This is a genomic window from Embleya scabrispora DSM 41855, assembly GCF_000372745.1.
Lineage (GTDB): Bacteria > Actinomycetota > Actinomycetes > Streptomycetales > Streptomycetaceae > Embleya > Embleya scabrispora.
On the sequence record NZ_KB889712.1, the window covers coordinates 29307 to 45273 of the forward strand.

At 69.3% G+C, this 15967-nt stretch carries 11 protein-coding genes and 1 pseudogene; 8 read left to right on the plus strand and 4 right to left on the minus strand.

What is annotated here, in order from left to right; translation table 11 throughout:
- Nucleotides 1–151: 151 nt before the first annotated feature.
- Together A3IC_RS59825 and A3IC_RS0142980 are read right to left on the minus strand one after the other, a co-directional pair.
- Entirely contained in the window at nt 152–2455 is a 2304-nt protein-coding gene (locus A3IC_RS59825) for a S9 family peptidase (protein ID WP_020556256.1), read from the minus strand.
- A 61-nt stretch (nt 2456–2516) separates the two neighbouring features.
- The gene (locus A3IC_RS0142980) at nt 2517–3185 is read right to left on the minus strand and encodes a TetR/AcrR family transcriptional regulator (protein ID WP_079027057.1); all 669 of its coding nucleotides are present in this window, start codon (nt 3183–3185) and stop codon (nt 2517–2519) included.
- Between the two features lie 269 nt (nt 3186–3454).
- On the opposite strand from A3IC_RS0142980, the gene A3IC_RS59830 reads away from it, so the two are divergent.
- The 5 genes from A3IC_RS59830 (at nt 3455) to A3IC_RS0143005 (ending at nt 10784) form a co-directional block, all read left to right on the plus strand.
- Complete coding sequence (locus A3IC_RS59830; protein WP_052174058.1) at nt 3455–5449, plus strand: alpha/beta hydrolase family protein; 1995 nt, start codon at nt 3455–3457, stop codon at nt 5447–5449.
- Nucleotides 5442–6671 (plus strand): metal-dependent hydrolase family protein, encoded by a 1230-nt coding sequence (locus A3IC_RS0142990; RefSeq protein WP_026219396.1) that lies wholly within the window; start codon nt 5442–5444, stop codon nt 6669–6671. Before A3IC_RS59830 ends, A3IC_RS0142990 begins: the two co-directional genes overlap by 8 nt.
- Nucleotides 6671–7927 (plus strand): alpha/beta hydrolase family protein, encoded by a 1257-nt coding sequence (locus tag A3IC_RS0142995; protein WP_020556260.1) that lies wholly within the window; start codon nt 6671–6673, stop codon nt 7925–7927. Before A3IC_RS0142990 ends, A3IC_RS0142995 begins: the two co-directional genes overlap by 1 nt.
- Before the next feature lie 507 nt (nt 7928–8434).
- The gene (locus A3IC_RS0143000; RefSeq protein WP_020556261.1) at nt 8435–9667 is read left to right on the plus strand and encodes a PucR family transcriptional regulator; all 1233 of its coding nucleotides are present in this window, start codon (nt 8435–8437) and stop codon (nt 9665–9667) included.
- A gap of 94 nt (nt 9668–9761) precedes the next feature.
- On the plus strand, nt 9762–10784 hold the full coding sequence (locus A3IC_RS0143005) for an ornithine cyclodeaminase family protein (RefSeq protein ID WP_020556262.1): 1023 nt from the start codon (nt 9762–9764) through the stop codon (nt 10782–10784).
- 510 nt (nt 10785–11294) lie between these two features.
- Here the strand turns inward: A3IC_RS0143005 and A3IC_RS0143015 are convergent.
- The gene (locus tag A3IC_RS0143015) at nt 11295–11576 is read right to left on the minus strand and encodes a hypothetical protein (RefSeq protein ID WP_040878214.1); all 282 of its coding nucleotides are present in this window, start codon (nt 11574–11576) and stop codon (nt 11295–11297) included.
- A 264-nt stretch (nt 11577–11840) separates the two neighbouring features.
- On the opposite strand from A3IC_RS0143015, the gene A3IC_RS0143020 reads away from it, so the two are divergent.
- From A3IC_RS0143020 to A3IC_RS71910, 3 genes and pseudogenes are all read left to right on the plus strand, one after another.
- Nucleotides 11841–13139, plus strand: coding sequence for an NAD(P)/FAD-dependent oxidoreductase (locus tag A3IC_RS0143020; protein WP_020556265.1), 1299 nt, complete (start codon nt 11841–11843; stop codon nt 13137–13139).
- A gap of 82 nt (nt 13140–13221) precedes the next feature.
- Entirely contained in the window at nt 13222–13395 is a 174-nt protein-coding gene (locus tag A3IC_RS69370) for a hypothetical protein (protein WP_020556266.1), read from the plus strand.
- A gap of 978 nt (nt 13396–14373) precedes the next feature.
- Nucleotides 14374–14484: pseudogene (locus tag A3IC_RS71910) on the plus strand (recombinase family protein); the annotation flags it as partial.
- 127 nt (nt 14485–14611) lie between these two features.
- Here A3IC_RS71910 and A3IC_RS73250 read toward each other — a convergent pair.
- Nucleotides 14612–15115 carry a hypothetical protein gene (locus tag A3IC_RS73250; protein ID WP_020556267.1) on the minus strand — a complete coding sequence of 168 codons (504 nt, stop codon included), beginning with the start codon at nt 15113–15115 and terminating at the stop codon, nt 14612–14614.
- Between the last annotated feature and the right edge of the window lie 852 nt (nt 15116–15967).

The following is a 15967-nucleotide window of genomic DNA, read 5'->3' on the forward strand; positions in this document are numbered from 1 at the left end:
TCGGCCCTGCCATCGCTCGGGCACGTCCCGGTCTCTCATGGCGTGCCGGGGACCGGCTCGATGATCGGGCCGGGGATGGGGGTCGAGGCGATGGTCTGGGCGAACTCCCGCGCCGGGAGGGCGGCTCTCGGCTTTGCCGATTCGCGGGGGTTTATCCGAGCAGTTCGGCGAGGTGTTCGGCACCGGCAGGGAAGGGCTGCATCGTGTATCCCACCGGTGGTTGCGTCCCGAGCAGGTGTCGGACGAGGTGGTCCCACGTCCGGCGCGTGACGTAGTGGTCGCGGCCCATGAAGTTGTGTTCGACGCCGGGGACGATGAGCAGGTCGAAGTCCTTGTCGGCGTCGATGAGGGCGTCGACGAGGTTGAGGGTCTGGTAGGGCAGGACGTTGTCGTCGAGCTCGCCGTGGACGAGCAGCAGCTTCCCGGTCAGGCCGGCGGCGAGGTTCGGATTGGCGACGTCGGCCCATTGCTCAGCGGTGCCTTCGCCGAGGTAGGTGTCGGCCCACAGCGCCAGGTAGTGACGGATGTCGTGGTTGCCGCACAGGGCGACGCCGACCTTGTAGAGGTCGGGGTGGGTGAGCATCGCCCTGACGGTGGCGAAGCCACCGCCGGACGCTCCGGCGATGCCGACCCGGTCGAGGTCGATCCAGGCGTGGCGGTGGGCCAGTTGGTGGATCGCGGCGACGTGGTCCTCGATGAAGCCGGCGTTGCCGAGATTGCCGTAGGAGGCATCGTGGAAGGCCTTGCTGCGGCCGGGGGTGCCACGTCCGTCCACGGTGACGACGGCGAATCCCAGAGCGGCGAGCGTTTCCGGCGAGACGAGGTGGGGGTTGGAGAAGCCCGCGGTGGCGCGCATGATCTGAGGGCCGGGGTAGGCCGAATCGACCAGCGGATAGCGCCGCGACGGATCGAAACCGTGTGGGCGCCAGAGCGTGCCGTGGATGTCGGTGACCCCGTCGGCGGCCTTGACGCTGAACCGCTCCGGGGGCGTCCAGCCCGCGGCGACGAGCAACGCGGTGTCGGGCCGCTCGAGTTCGACCACGGCCGCGCCGGCGGCATCGCGCACGACGGTCCTCGGCGGTGTATCCACGGCGGAGGCCGTGTCGAGGAGGTAGGCGCCGGATGGGGCGACGACGACCTCGTGATCGAACGCGTCGTCGCTGTGATTGGTGAATCCGCTGCCGTCGAGTCCGACGGTGCACAACTGCCGGGCGTAGGGCTCGCCGGGTACCAGCCCGGACGCGAGGAGCAGGACGGTGCGGTTCTCCTCGTCGACGTGGAGGATGCTGCGGACCGCCCACGCTCCCGTGGTGACCCGAGTCGACGCTCGCTCGTCGGTCGACGCGGGGCCCGGCGGCCGCTGGGGTGCGGGGTAGAGGTACAGATGTCCCCAGCCGTCACGCTGGGAGTACCACAGGACCTCACCGGTGCTCAGCACTCGGACCATCGGTCGGTCGAAGATGAGTTGTGCCGGTTCCACTCGGGTGGTGCCGTGCTCGTCCACGAGGAGGTCGACGGCGCCGGTGTCCGGATCGAGGCGGTACAGCCCGAGCGACCGGGCATAGCGGGGCTGTCGCAGGAAATACAGGGATGTGCCGTCGTGGGACCACCAGGCCCAGCCGCGCGCGAACGGGGACAGGTGGCCGATGTGCGACGGGCCGGTCGCCTCCCACACCGCCGAACGGCGCGTCACGTCCAGCACGACGAATCGGGCGCCGGCGTGCTGCTCGTCCTGGGGCATGGCGTAGCGGAACGAGTGCGCCACCGGCGGCCCGCCGTCGCGGGGGGTCGACTCGACCAACACCTGTTCGCGCAGGTGCCGTTGGTCGATCCGGTGGGTGACCAATCGGCGCGAGTCGGGTGACCAGGCCAGCATCGGGGGCGCGGTGACGCCCGCGTTGCGGAGCATGATCCGCGACAGCGCCACGTCGAGGTTCGTTCCGTAGTCGAAGTACTTCTCGCCGTCGTCGGTGAGGGCGAACTCCTCGGTGTGGTCGGAGGAGCGCACCCGGATGTCATGGTCGCGCACGAACGCGACCCATTTGCCGTCGGGTGAGGGCCGCTCGTGGATGGCGGCCGGGCCGGGCGCGTCGATCCGGGTGCACCGGTCGTCGTCGGGTACGTACCGCCATCGGGCGTCGAACGCGGTGAACTCGAGGGTGTCGCCGGTGCGGCTGATCGAGGTGAACGGAAGATGTGCGCCTTCCACCGCGGTGCCGGACGCCGACGACAGGGCGGCGGCCAGCCGGTCGTGATCGAATGCTGCCCTGCGATCGCCGGCGGCGGGGTCGACCAGTACGAATCGTCGGCCCTGTGCGGTGTCGACGCGGTACCAGAACCTGTCGGTGCCGTCCTCCCAGTTCGGTCGGATCTTCGCGCCCGGAACGAGGCGCGCCGCGTTGTGCGGCAGCAGTTGTTCGGCGCGGCGGTAGTCGGCGGTCGTGAGTGCGGTCACGATGCACCCCTTTCAGGCAGTTCGTTGTGATGAAAGCCCAGGGAGACTTCGCCGGATCCGCCTACCGGGGCGGAATCTGCCGAAGGATGAGATCGAGCCCGTGCTCGAAGAGTTCCTCCTGGGTGAAGGCGGGAAGTCCCAGCCCCAAGGCGTGCAGCGTCGGATACTCCTCGGCGGGGAGGGCTTGCATGCTCCGCTGTGCCTTCGACCACGCGTCCGGGTCCTCGTCCGACGGCTTGCGCGTCGGATACAAGGTGGCGGCGCCGATCGTGAAACGGATCAGGGTCGCGACCATTCCCACCGCGTCGCGTACGCCCATGCCGTGGGCCAGCAGGACGGCGTAGAGCGTCTCGCTGATCCGTAGATCGCTGGGGCCGGAGGCGTCGACGGCGAGATGGATACGGGCGACTTCGGCGTGCTTGACCATCAGTCGGAAGTACGACCGCAGCAGCGTATGGATGCCCTCGAGACCCTCCTCCACCGCCGGGACCTGCACTGCGGCGATCGCGTTGTCGTACACCGCGGCGAGGACCTCGTCCTTGCTGCGGAAGTGGGTGTACAGCGACATCGGGCGCACATGGAGTTCGTCGGCGATGCGCCGCATCGTGATCGCCTCGATGCCATCCGAGTCCATGATCGCCGTCGCGGCGGCGACCACCCGCGCCCGATCGAGGCTTCCGCGTGGTGCGCGTTTGCGCGGGGCGGTGGGTTTCGAAGGGCTGTCGTCCATGGTGTTGCTCCTGAGGTTTGCCCCGCCGACCCCTTGAGGCCGCTAGCCGTACGAGTACCGTACATGTACGGTAGCAAATGTCAACGCGAAACGCCGAGAGGCCGAGACGACGATCGTCGGACCTCTGTTCGGGCCGCGGGCGACAACGAACGCCCCGTGTCGCGCGCCGCCGCGGCTACCCGCCCCTTTCTCGACGAGGTGGCAGGGAGACGGGCTGCGTGGACATCACGTGAAGGGAAAAGTCATTGTTGGAAGAGCGGAGCGCCTCCATGCAGTACGAGAGGGTTCTGGAGCACCTGCGTGCCCTGCACAGGCCCGGATTCGGCCGGCCCTCGAGCCTTCGGGAGCCGCACGTGACGCGCGACGGCACCCGCACCGTGGTGACCGCGGACGTCCTGCACAAACTCGCGGGAGCGCCGCGAACCGCCCTCTTCACCGCGGAGGACGGCCGATTCAGGCAGGTGTCGGCGCCCGGTGCCTCGGCGCGGTCGGGGCGGTTCTCCCCCGACGGGTGCACGCTGGCGTTCCTGTCGGACCGCGCGGACAAGGGCGTGTACCAGTTGCACCTGTGGGCGGACGATCGGCTGGGCGAGGCTCAGGCGACGCCCGCGGTACCGGGAACGGTGGAATACCTCCACTGGTCGCCGGACGGTCGACGCATCCTGCTGGGCGTCGCCGGTCTCGGCGCCGAACTCTCCGGCGGACAGGGATCGGGCACCAACCGCAGGGGCATCGACGACGCGCCGCCGTGGTTCCCGCACGTCGACGCCGACGTCGCCGACGAGGCCTGGCGCAGCCTGTGGCTGTACACGCCCGCCACCGGCGTGCTCGAACGTCTCTCTCCCGAGGGCCTGAACTGCTGGGAAGCCGGGTGGTGCGGGCCCGGTCGCGTCGCGGCCATCACGTCCGAAGCTCCGTGGGAGGACGCCTGGTACGGCGCGGTCCTGAGCCTGATCGACCTGGACGGCGCGGTGCGCGAGGTGTTGGGCAGCGAGGTTCAGCTCGGGCTGCCGACCGGCTCGCCGGACGGCAGCCGGCTGGCCGTGGCGCGGGCGGTGTGCAGCGACCGCTGGCTGGTCGCCGGCGATCTGCTCCTGATCGACCCCGCCTCCGGTGTGGTGCGGCGGATCGACACCCTCGGCACCGACGTGACCCGGCTCGAGTGGATCGACAACGAGCGGCTCGGCTACCTCGGGCAGCGCCGACTGGATTCCGTCGCCGGCATCGTCGCGGTCGGCGACGGGAGCGTGTCCGAGGTTCTCGCCACCGCGAACGCCTGCGGTGGCAGCACGTTCCACACCGACGGTGCGTTCACCGACGACGGCCGCGTGTGCACGATCCAGGAGTCCTATCGGCTTCCGCAGCAACTGGTGCTGTCCGGAAGGGACGGTGACCGGGTGCTCGCGTCCACCGCCCACCCGGGCACCGACTACCTGCGGTCGGTGGCCGGCACCGCGGAAGCGGTGACCTGGAGCGCCCCCGACGGCACGGAGATCGACGGCATCCTGTGCAAGCCCGCGGGCGATGGGCCCTTCCCCCTGGTCGTGAACATCCACGGCGGCCCGATCTGGCAGTTCCGCGACATGTGGTCGATGAAGTACCAGTGGGTACCTCTGTTGGTGTCCCGGGGGTACGCGGTACTCAACCCCAACCCCCGCGGCAGCAGCGGTCGCGGACAGGCCTTCGCGGGCCTGGTGGTGGGCGACATGGGCGGCGCCGACACCCGGGACTACCTGTCCGGTATCGACGCGCTCGTCGAACGCGGCGTCGTCGACGGGGCCAGGGTCGGCCTGATCGGCGCGAGTTACGGGGGCTACATGTCGTCGTGGCTCGTCACCCAGGACACGCGGTTCGCGGCGGCCGTGCCGATCTCCCCGGTGACCAATTGGTACAGCCAGGGCTTCACGAGCAACATCGCCGCGTGGGGCAATCGGTTCCTCGACGCCGATCCGGCGCAGCCCGGGTCCCGCGTGCACACGCGCAGCCCGGTGATGCACGCAGGCAAGGCCCGCACGCCGTGTCTGAACGTCGCCGGCGCCCTGGACAACTGCACGCCACCGACACAGGCGCAGGAGTTCCACCACGCTCTTCGTGCGCACGGCGTGCCGTCGACGCTGGTGATCTATCCGCAAGAGGGGCACGGGGTTCGGGCCTACCCCGCGCAGATCGACTTCATGACCCGCATGCTGGACTGGTTCGAGCGCTACATGCCCGGCGAAGACGCTCTCGCGACGCACCGGGAAGAGGAGCGGTCGAGTGTCTGACTACTGGATCGTGGGGGCGCGGATCGTCGACGGCACGGGTAAGGATCCGGTCCACGGGCCGGCGATTCACGTCGAAGGCGACCGCATAGCGGCGGTGGGCAGTCCGCCTTCCGGTGCGCAAACGCTCGACGCCCGGGGGCTGACGATCACGCCGGGACTGATCGACGCGCACGTCCATTTGGGCCTGTCCAGTGACATCAATCCGAGCCTGCGGCGGGAGCTGTCGGTTGCCGAGCTGGCGGCGGACATGTTCGACAACTGCGGCCGGACCCTGGACGCCGGCTTCACCACGGTGCGAGACACCGGGGGCATCGACGCCGGGTTGGCACGGGCGGTGTCGAGCGGAAAGGTACGCGGGCCGCGGATTCTGCAGTGCGGGCCGGTCCAGTGCCAGACCGGCGGTCACGGACACTTCGCCGCCGAATGGGAACCGACAGCGGACTGGTACGACCACGACATCCCCGGGTTGCGGTCGATATCGCTCCTGTCCGACGGGCCCGAGCAGATGCGCAAGAACGTCCGTGAGACGTTTCGCCGCGGCGCCGACTTCCTCAAACTGTGCGTGACCGGCGGGGTCATGTCGACACACGACAAGATCGGCGACACCCAATTCACCACCGAGGAGATCGCGGTCGCGGTGACCGAGGCGAACGCTCGCGGCAGCTACGTCACCGTCCACGCGCACAACAACGCCGGCATCCGCAACGCGGTCCACGCCGGTGTCGCCTGCGTGGAACACGGTTCCGAGATCGACGAGGAGACCGCCGGCCTGATGGCGGCGAAGGGAGTGGCTCTGGTGCCGACACTGGCGACGATGCACGCACTTCTCGAGGACCCGACACAGGCCGGCCTGCCGGCAGGGATCACCGACCGGGTCGGCACCGTTTTGCAGGGTCAAGTCGACGGGCTGTTGGCCTCCCGGGCCGCCGGCGTCAAGGTCGGCCTGGGCTCCGACCTCATCGGCGCCAACCAGCGCGGCCGCGGCCGCGAGTTGTCCCTGCGGTCGGGCATCGAGAGCCCGATGCTCGCGCTGCAGGCGGCGACCCGCATCAACGCCGAGATCCTGCGCATCTCCGACAAGGTGGGAAGCATCGAGGTCGGCAAGCTCGCCGATCTCACCGCGTGGGCGAGCGACCCGCTGCACAACCCCGAGGTGTTCGGCGAGCCCGACAAGGTGGCACTGGTGATCCAGGGCGGCCGCGTCGTCAAGGACGGTCGCTGATGGCCGCGATCACCTACGCCGCGCCGTCGGGCCCGTATCCCGTGGGAGTCCGGGACGGCGAGGTGCTGGACACGACATATCCCACGCTGCGACCCGAGGACGCGAACGGCCGCCGCCTCATGGTTCGCGTCTGGTACCCCGCACAGACCGACGGCAGGACCTGCCGCCCCTACCTCGTGGACGACGAGGCGCAGTCGCTGCGGTGGCTCACCGAGGCGACGGGCGCGCCCGAAGAATGGGTGGACCGGCTGGCCGACGTGAGGACCCACAGCGTCGCCGACGCGAAGGCGGCCGGCCGCGGGTTCCCGACACTCGTGTACTCGCACGGCGCCGTCGGTTGGGTGTCCCAGAACACGCCGCTGATGGAACACCTCGCGAGCCACGGGTACATCGTGTGGAGCGTCGCGCACCCGGGAGAGGCGTGCTGTGTGCGCTATCCCAACGGCGACACGGTCAGGTACGACAAAGTGTTCAACGAAACGTTCCTCGGCACGGTCGCGGACCCCCACTACCTGGACAAGATCACCGGTGACGTCGCGACGCGCTTCGAGCTGACGCCGGCGTTCCTGGACGACCACACCATGGGGCCGTGGTCGCAGCGCTGGGTCGACGACATGCGCGCGGTGATCGACGCGATCGAGGCGGGTTCGGTCGGCGGTGTCCCCGCCGACCTTGCCGGTGCCGGCGACACCGCCCGAGTGGGCGTGTTCGGCATGTCCTTCGGCGCTGCGGCGGCCGCCTCGACCGCGCAGCAGGACCACCGGGTGAAGGCGGTGGTCAACCTCGACGGCGGGCAATTCCTGTCCGACCTGCTCGACACCGACATCCGCGTCCCCTTGCTCCACCTCGCGACCGACATCCGCGTCCAACTGGAGGCCGTGGGATTCCCGCCCGTCACCGCGATCGACGCCAACGAGTTCTTCTTCGAACCCCTTCGCACCGCCGGCACGAGACAGGACGTACACCGACTGCGTATGACCGATGTGACCCACCTTGAACTGACAGACCTCGTGCTGATCCCGGCCCAAGACCGCGCGGCCGTACTGCCCGGCGGCGGTAAGGTCGAGCCGCAACACACGATCGACCTCGTGAACGCCTTCATCCGCGCCTACTTCGACGCGGTACTGCTCGGCATCGACAACCGCTTCCCGCAACCGCAGCTCGCCGAGTTCCCCGAGGTCACGCCGATCGACCTCGCCCCCGTCCGGGCATGGGCACTCGCGCACACGAACCCCCCGACACGGCCGGGGACCTAGCCCACCGAGCCCTGTCCACTGCAGCCCTGCGAGCCGGGCCGGGTAACCCCGGCCGGGCGCCGGCCCGGTCAAGGTTCAGGACGGTCGACCACTCGCCGCGCCCCGGGCGTCGCCGCACGGCCGAACCGTGCCGCCGCCCGCCGTCGATGACGGAGCACAGCAGAGTTCAGGCCGAGGTCGAACACGTCGGGGGCGGCGGACGGTCCGGTCTCACAGAGGGAAGTGCTCGACGTCGAGTTCCCGTCATCGACGCCGCGGACAGACACGACCCACCAGCGGGCCGTCTTGTCCCCGAACCGGCCTACGCCTGTGCCTGCTTCACGAAGCACCGCGCATCGCATCCGCCGGCAGCAACCATCGGTAGCGGTGGCTACCAAAACGAAACCTCGGCGTCACTGGCTTCCGCGCTGTTGAAACTGTCGAACTCAGCTGAATGGAGGGTGACTTCGTGGGTGTCCGCGATTGGTTGGTGAGATCGCGCCGCGACGTTGTACCGGCGGTGTCGCGATGATCCCTCCGTACACCGATGCGATCCAGCAACTGGTCGACTCGCTCGCCGCGCGGATCCACCATTCGGTCGCCGTGGACGACCAGCGCGGCGGCCTCATCGTGTCCAGCCGTCACTACGGTGACGAGGATAGGCTCCGTATCGACGTGGTGCTGTCCCGACACCTGCCGGCCCGCGTCGCCGAATACCTCAACAGCTTCGGCATCTCCACCTCCGACAAGCCCCTGTCGATTCCCGGCAGTCCGGCTCTCGGGCTCAAGGCCCGACGGTGCTATCCGATCCGTGGTCACGAACGGCTGCTCGGCTATCTGTGGCTGATCGACGAAGGCGCGGAGCGCTTCGACGAGGTGGTCGGCGCCTGCGTGGTCCGGCTGTCGGCGCGGATGCGGGAGCGGATGCTCCAAGTTGCCGAGGAGGAGCAGCGGCGCCGGGCCTTGGTGGTCGCCCTCCTGCGCGGGGGCAAGGACTCCGCTCGCGCCGCGAAAGACCTGATCAACCAGGGGCTCGTCGATGCCACAGACGAGATCGTGGTCATCGCCACCGATGCGACCACGGACCCCGAGACGGTTGCGGCCGTGATCATGGAGTCCACCGGTCGGGCCGGCCACGACGGGCCGGCCATCCGCCCGCTCATGGCCGCGCTGGGCAATCGCGGTGCGGTCCTGGTCACCGGCCGAAACGAGGTGGAACGCACAGCGGCACGGCTGGCCGAGGTGATCCGGAAGGGTGTGCGGCGGCTGGACGCCAGAGGTGATGGCCTCTTCGTCGGTCTGAGCAACACCGGCTCGCTCGATCAGGCTCCGGACCTCTTGCGTCAAGCCGTGCTGGCGGCGTTCGCCGCCGCCGAGTTGCCGGAGTTGGCACCGGTTTCGTCCTGGCGGGATACCGGTGTGTACGGTCCGCTCATGCTCGCCGCGGTGGCATCTCCCGAGCCGGTCGTGCCGCCCTGGATTGCCGACCTCGGTGCCGGTGGACGCGCCGACTCGCTGGCCCACACCGCCGAGGTGTTCCTGGATGCCGCCGGGGACACCGCGACGGCGTCGGAGCGGCTGATGATCCACCGGACGACGCTGTACTACCGGCTGGCCCAGATCGAGAACAAAACCGGGTGGAACTTGAAGAACGGCCGCGACCGGTTGACCTTGCACCTGGGACTGAAGATGCAGCGCCTCCTCGACAGCGGCATCCCGGCTTTGCTACGGGGAGAGGAACAACGCTGGGGAGGTTCCTGATCCGTGCCGATGCCGGTGAGGGCCCAGTGGCTGGAGGCTGTACGGACCCCGGCCGGTGGCCGCCGGGTGAGAATCGAAAGCGAGAAACCCACACATGACCCTCCCCACGGACCGAGAGCGTGTCGCAAGCCGGTTGCGGATCGGCTCGGAGCTGCTCTACCTGTCCCGGCAGGACGTCGAACACCTGCAACTGACGCGGGACGCCATCCTGGAGCTGACCCGCCAAGCCCTGGTCGAGCACGGTCACCGCCGCTACGAGATGCCGGCCAAGATCGGCGTCCACCCGTACGACAACGTCTTCTACCACGCCATGCCGGCCTACCTGCCGGAGCCGGGGATCGTGGGCATGAAGTGGATCGAGTGCTACCCGGACAACCCGCGCACGTTCGATCTCCCGCAGACCACCGGACTGCTCGTCCTCAATGACGTGGACAGCGGTGTGCCACTGGCCGTCATGGACTCGGCGTGGCTGACCGCGATGCGCACCCCGGCGGTGACGGTTCTGGCCGCCGCGACGCTGCACCCCGACGTCACCACGTTCGCAATGTTCGGCTGCGGCGTGCAGGGCATCGAGCACGTCCGCTACGCGGCCCTGGCGATGCCCCGGTTGGAGACCATCTACGTCTACGACACCAACGAGGCGGCCGCGGACGCGCTGATCGCAAAGCTGCAGCCCGAACTGGGCCTGCGGATCGTCAAGGGTGAATCACCTGAAGCGGTCACCAAGAGCGCGCAGGTGCTGAGCTCGGCGACGGTCATCCTGCGTCAGCCGCTCGCGGTGGTGCAGGACGAGTGGGTAACCGCCGGCCAGACGATCCTGCCGTGTGACCTGAACACCTTCTGGGACCCGCGCACCACCCACCGCGCCGACAAGTACATCGTCGACAGCATCGAAGAACACGAACTGTTCGCGTCGATGGGGTACTTCCCCGACGGCCTGCCCGAGGTCGTTGCCGAGACCGGCGAGGTGCTGGCCGGTGTGCAGCCCGGTCGGGAGAACGCCGACGAGATCATCGTCAACAGCAACATCGGCATGGCCGTCTGCGACATCGCGGTGGGTCACGCGATCATGCACCATGCGCTCGAACACGGCGTCGGCGTGCGGCTGTCCCTGTGATCCCCAGTCCCGGCAGACAGGCAAGGACGGCGCCTTCCGGTAGCCGGATCTCCCAGTCCGGACGCGACCGACAAAAGCCGCCGGAGACGCCACCGAACGAGCAGCCCCTGCACACCACTACGCCCGATCCGGCAGTGGACGCCCTCGGTCGCGGGCCGGCGAAGGGAGTTGCCGCCATCGCCCGGGAACTCGATATTGCTCACCGTGCAACGCCGACCACAAGATTGCGAAGCGGTTCAGCTTTCCATCATCCGAGCCCTGGTCCCGGGTGAGGATCCGGCGAGCACGATTCGGGAGTGCGCCGAGTGCGGCGACGAGGGCGTCGCGGAGATGGTCGGTGGAGTGTCTCTCGGGCCGTGTCACCAGGCGGAAGTGGCGGGTTCGGCGGTCGACGAGGGTGGCCACCGCGGATTGGCTGCGGGGACCGACGATCAGGTCACCCTCCCGATCGCCCAGGCGTGACCGCAGCTCGACGACCTGTGGGCCTGTTCGGCGGGTGGGCCGTGACCGCTACGCCACCGCAGCGGATGGGCACACACCGGTGGGACCGACCCCCGGACGTGGACGAGCACCCGGCCTGGGCCGGTCCAGGCGGCGGCCCTGGGCCGGCACCCGTTCGGTGAGGTCGGCCGGCACGGCCCGGTGGAGCACCGAGGTCACCGGGACCGTGTCCTCATCGCAGAACTGCCAACTGGCCGCGAGCGGGCGGATACCCACGTTGTCGATCGCCACCGAGCAGCCCGGTCGCTCGGACAACTCGTCGACCAGGGACTGCGGAACGTCGTCACCCACCGGGCCGGGTCCCTCCACCTTCGGGCACGTGGACGGGCGCCGGCGAATGCGACGACTGTCGTACTGATGCTGAAGGACGTACGACGGTCGTCGGATGTACCCGGGCGGGTGGCCGGTCAGACTGAGGGGTGTCGCGAGGTCGGAGTCGGTCGGCGCCAGTGTCCGGCCGTTGGGCGGACAAGGTGCTTCCAGACCGGGAGCCCACCACGACGGTTCGATCGGTGTCCGTCGAGGCGCCGTCGTAAGGTCAGGGAGGAAACACGGATGAGTACAGACGTCGTGGTGATCGGCGCGGGAGTGATGGGTTCCTCGATCGCCCTCGAACTCGCCCGAGCGGGGCGGCGGGTCACCGTGGTGGACAAGGCCGGCGGCGTCGGCCTGGGCTCCACCAGCGCTTCCAGTGCCATCGTGCGGTTCAACTTCTCCACGCACGCCGGAGTGGCCGCGTCGTGGGAGGCGCACTTCTGCTGGCGGGCGTGGGAGGAGCATCTGGGCTGCGTGGTCCCCAACCCGGTACGTTTCGAGCGCTGCGGGATGGCCGTGCTGGACGTGGACGCCGCGCCGCGCGCCGCCTACCTGCCGCTGTTCGACGCGGTCGGGGTGCCCTACGAGGAGTGGGACGCGGCGACCCTGGCGGCCAGGATCCCGGGTCTGGACGCCGGGCGGTACTGGCCGCCCAAACGACTGGACGACGACGCTTTCTGGGCGGCGGCCGACGGCACGCTCGGCGCGGTCCACACCCCCGACGCGGGGTATGTCGGCGATCCGCAGTTGGCGGCGCTGAACCTGGCTTCCGCCGCAGAGCGGCACGGTACCGAATTCCGGTTCCGGCGCACGGTGACCGCAGTGGAGTCGGCCGGCGGGCGGGTCACCGCCGTGGTGCTCGACGACGGGTCCCGGTTGGGCTGTGCGACGGTGGTCAACGCGGCCGGCCCCTGGTCCGGGCGGATCAACGAACTGGCCGGGGTGGGCTCGGACTTCACCATCGGAGTCCGACCCTTGCGACAGGAGGTCAGCCACCTCCGGGAGCCCGGCGGCCTCGACCCGGAGGGATCGGCCGGGATTGCCGTGGCTGACATGGACCTGGGGGTGTACATCCGCGGCGAGGTCGGCGGCGGGCTCCTGATCGGTGGGACCGAGCCTGAGTGTGACCCGCTCGAGTGGGTCGACGACCCGGACTCGGTGAACCCCAACCCGACGTCGGCCGTGTTCGAGGCGCAGGTGACCCGGGCGGCGCGGCGGTTGAGCGGGCTGACCGTGCCGAATCGGGCACGCGGCGTGGTCGGGGTGTACGACGTCGCCGAGGACTGGACGCCCATCTACGATCGGACCGACCTGGACGGCTTCTACGTGGTGATGGGCACCAGTGGCAACCAGTTCAAGAACGCCCCGCTGGTGGGGCAATTGATGGCCACCCTGATCGACCGGGTGGACAACGGCGCGGACCACGACGCGGATCCGGTGTGCTTCGTCGGCCCGCACACCGGCGAGACGATCGACCTGGGCGCGTTCTCCCGACGACGCAGCATCAACACCGCGAACTCCGGGACCGTGTTCGGCTGAGCCGGGACGGGTCGCCGCACCCCGCCTCTTCGCCCCTCGCACCCGGCACCTCGCGTCGGCCGCGAGCGATAGGAAGATCCCTTTGACACCCGAGTACTTCGACGCTGTCGATCCCGAATCCCACGGCGACGTCTATGCCGCCCGCGAGGAGACGGTCTTCCACTTCGAAGCCGCTGCCGACGCGGACGAGAACGAGCAGTTGTTGCTGCGCGTTACCGGCCCCGATGATCCGCCGGACGACGGTGGTACTGCGTGAAACACTGCCGGCCGAGCCAACCGCTGCCCGATTGCACCTGCCCGAACCTGCGGGCGAACCTGGTCCCGTCGTCCAGGGGCGTCGCCTGTTTGCCCTCCCCCGCTGCGACCCCGGGACCCGCCTCCGCGTCTACTTCGCGTACTGCGCCAGGCGCGACGCCCGATATCTTCGGACCTGCGGCGGCTCGGCCCGACCGAATCCCGTAGCCCCTCGGATCCCACTTCCCGCAACTTCGTCTCGGTCCGCGATCCGACGAGTCATGCCAACGGCGACGTTCCGCTGCCGCGCATGCGCCTGCCGCACGCACGTCCTCCGGGAAGCCAGCGGATGGATGACTCCCGTTCCGTCCGCAGCCGCATCGCAGCACACTCGACCTCAGTTTTGCAGCGCCCGCCCGCTGATCAAGCCAACTCCCTACCGTGAAACGGAGTCGAGCACTCTGTGGCGTCCGACGCCGCCAGCGCTCTCCCGGGCTGCGAGGCTTCTTCCTCGCCGCTCATCGGGACACCCCCGACCGCCGGCGGGCTCCGGTTTCGACCCGGGGCCTCGTGATCACGCCGTCGAGGCCGGGAAGAGCGATACGCGGCGCAGGGAAGGACGGGTTCGATGTCATCACGCGGAGTGTAGGGATCCCTACCGACAGGCACGGTGTGATGTCGTCCAAGACGGCGGCATCGTGCGAACGGGCGACACGCGGCGGCTCACAGTTGCCTGCGGAGCGCGATTTCGGCTCTGTTCACGGCTGCGGTCAGGGCTTGCGCGTGGGCTGCGGAGAGATGTCCGGCGTCGAGCCCCGATGCGGTCAGGACGGCACGGAGTTTCCGTGTCTGCCCACTGGTCAGGCGGGAGCGTACCGGGTGGTGGTTCAGGAAGTCGCGGACGTGACCCGGGTGTTCTCGGAGAAGATCTCCACCCGCGCCAAAGCGGCCCGAACTGGACAAGGCCGTCGGCCTTGCCCACGAACTGCGCGCCTCCGGGATTCGGGTGTCCCTCGTGGTCCACGAGCACAAACGACTCGGCCGCGGCATCGACCTGGCGACCCTGGCCGAGGAGTTGAAGGCGAGCGACGTCGGCCTTGAGTTCCTGACCGGCGAACTCCAGGGATCGCACGACCCGTCCGGTGTTGTGTTCACCGTGTTGGCGGCCCTCCGCGGCCGCGTGGAGGACACGTCCCTCCCGGAACGCCTTCTGACGCCGAACAGGCTGCTGGACTTGGTCATGCGCCGGAGCCCGGACAATCCGCGAGGCGTGTACGCGGTGGGGCGGGATCACCGAGCCGATCGTGGAGGTCGGGGCCGAGAGCGGGCTCTCGAACGAGGTCCGGAACATCATCGAGGCGGCGGATGTCCCGGCTGCGGTCAACGTGGACGTCGAGGCCGGGCTGGCCGCGTCGGTCGCTCGGCTGGTGGGGCTTCCTCTGGTTCCGATCGCCGGTATCGACTAGGCCCAGCGACGCGGCAACCTCCGCTGCGTAGGCGGATGCCTCCTCGGCCCTGCTCCAGCTCATCGGCCCCGCCGACCAAGGCGAGTCCTCGTCGTCGTTCTCCGTGGGATCCGGCCACCGTTCCAACAGCGCGGCGACGAACGCCGTGATGCGATCCACCGGGGGAACGGCGGGCTCCGTGTCCATGTACCGGTCGTACAGATCGGCAAAGCACTTGGCCGCAGCGGCGTTGTCCGCCGGCCGCTCGCCCTCCCACACGGCAAGGTCGTAGCTCATTGACGCAACCTGCCACCCCCTACCGACAGCAGCGCGACCGACCGGATCTTCGGAAACAACGAGCGAATCGGACCGGGTCACCCGAGACGGGACATCGCCGGAACAGCCAGGTACGTGAGAACCGGCCATCTTGGCGCCTTGCACGTGCTCGAAAGTGCGCTGACGGCCTCATGGAACAGATCCCCGAGAGCATTGACCGCGACATCCTGGAGCGCCGGATCATCCCCGCGCTCAAGGCGATCCGAGAAGCGTCGGGCTGCACGCTTCACGAGGCACTCGACATCTTCGTTCGGAGGTACGAGGANCTTCGCCGTGACCGTCCGGACGACTTCCNCCTCAGCCGGGAGGACTNCGGTCAAGGTTTCCACTCCTGATCCCATGGCACCGCAGCGTNGGCCGACGCCCGGAAGGCGCGGCGGCGTTCGCCGCGACCCGCCGGTGTCCGGGATCCGGCACCGGTCGAAGTGCGATGTCGGTGTGTGGGTGTCNNCTTCACCCGGTCGGGATCGGCGCGGGTGCGGGAAGGGGCCANCGGGNGCCGGTGTCGGGGTCGCCCGCCCAGACGAACTGCTCGTCGTCGGCCGTGACGGTCATGCCGTGCTCGTACAGGCTCACGGCGCCGCCCGCGATCCACGCGTCCCACGCGGTCTCCAGTTCGTCGACGAGCCGGCGCGGACCTCCCTGGGAGGCGATCGCGCACCCGTTCGGCGGCGTGGAGATCGTCGCCCAGGACCGGCGCCGTCGTGGAGGCGGGCATGGACGCCGCCGGTGTCGACGGTGGTGTCGAACAGGACGTCGGGCAGGCGCAGGCGCAGCGCCCACATCAGGTGGGCGTTGTCGTGCAAGGGGCGT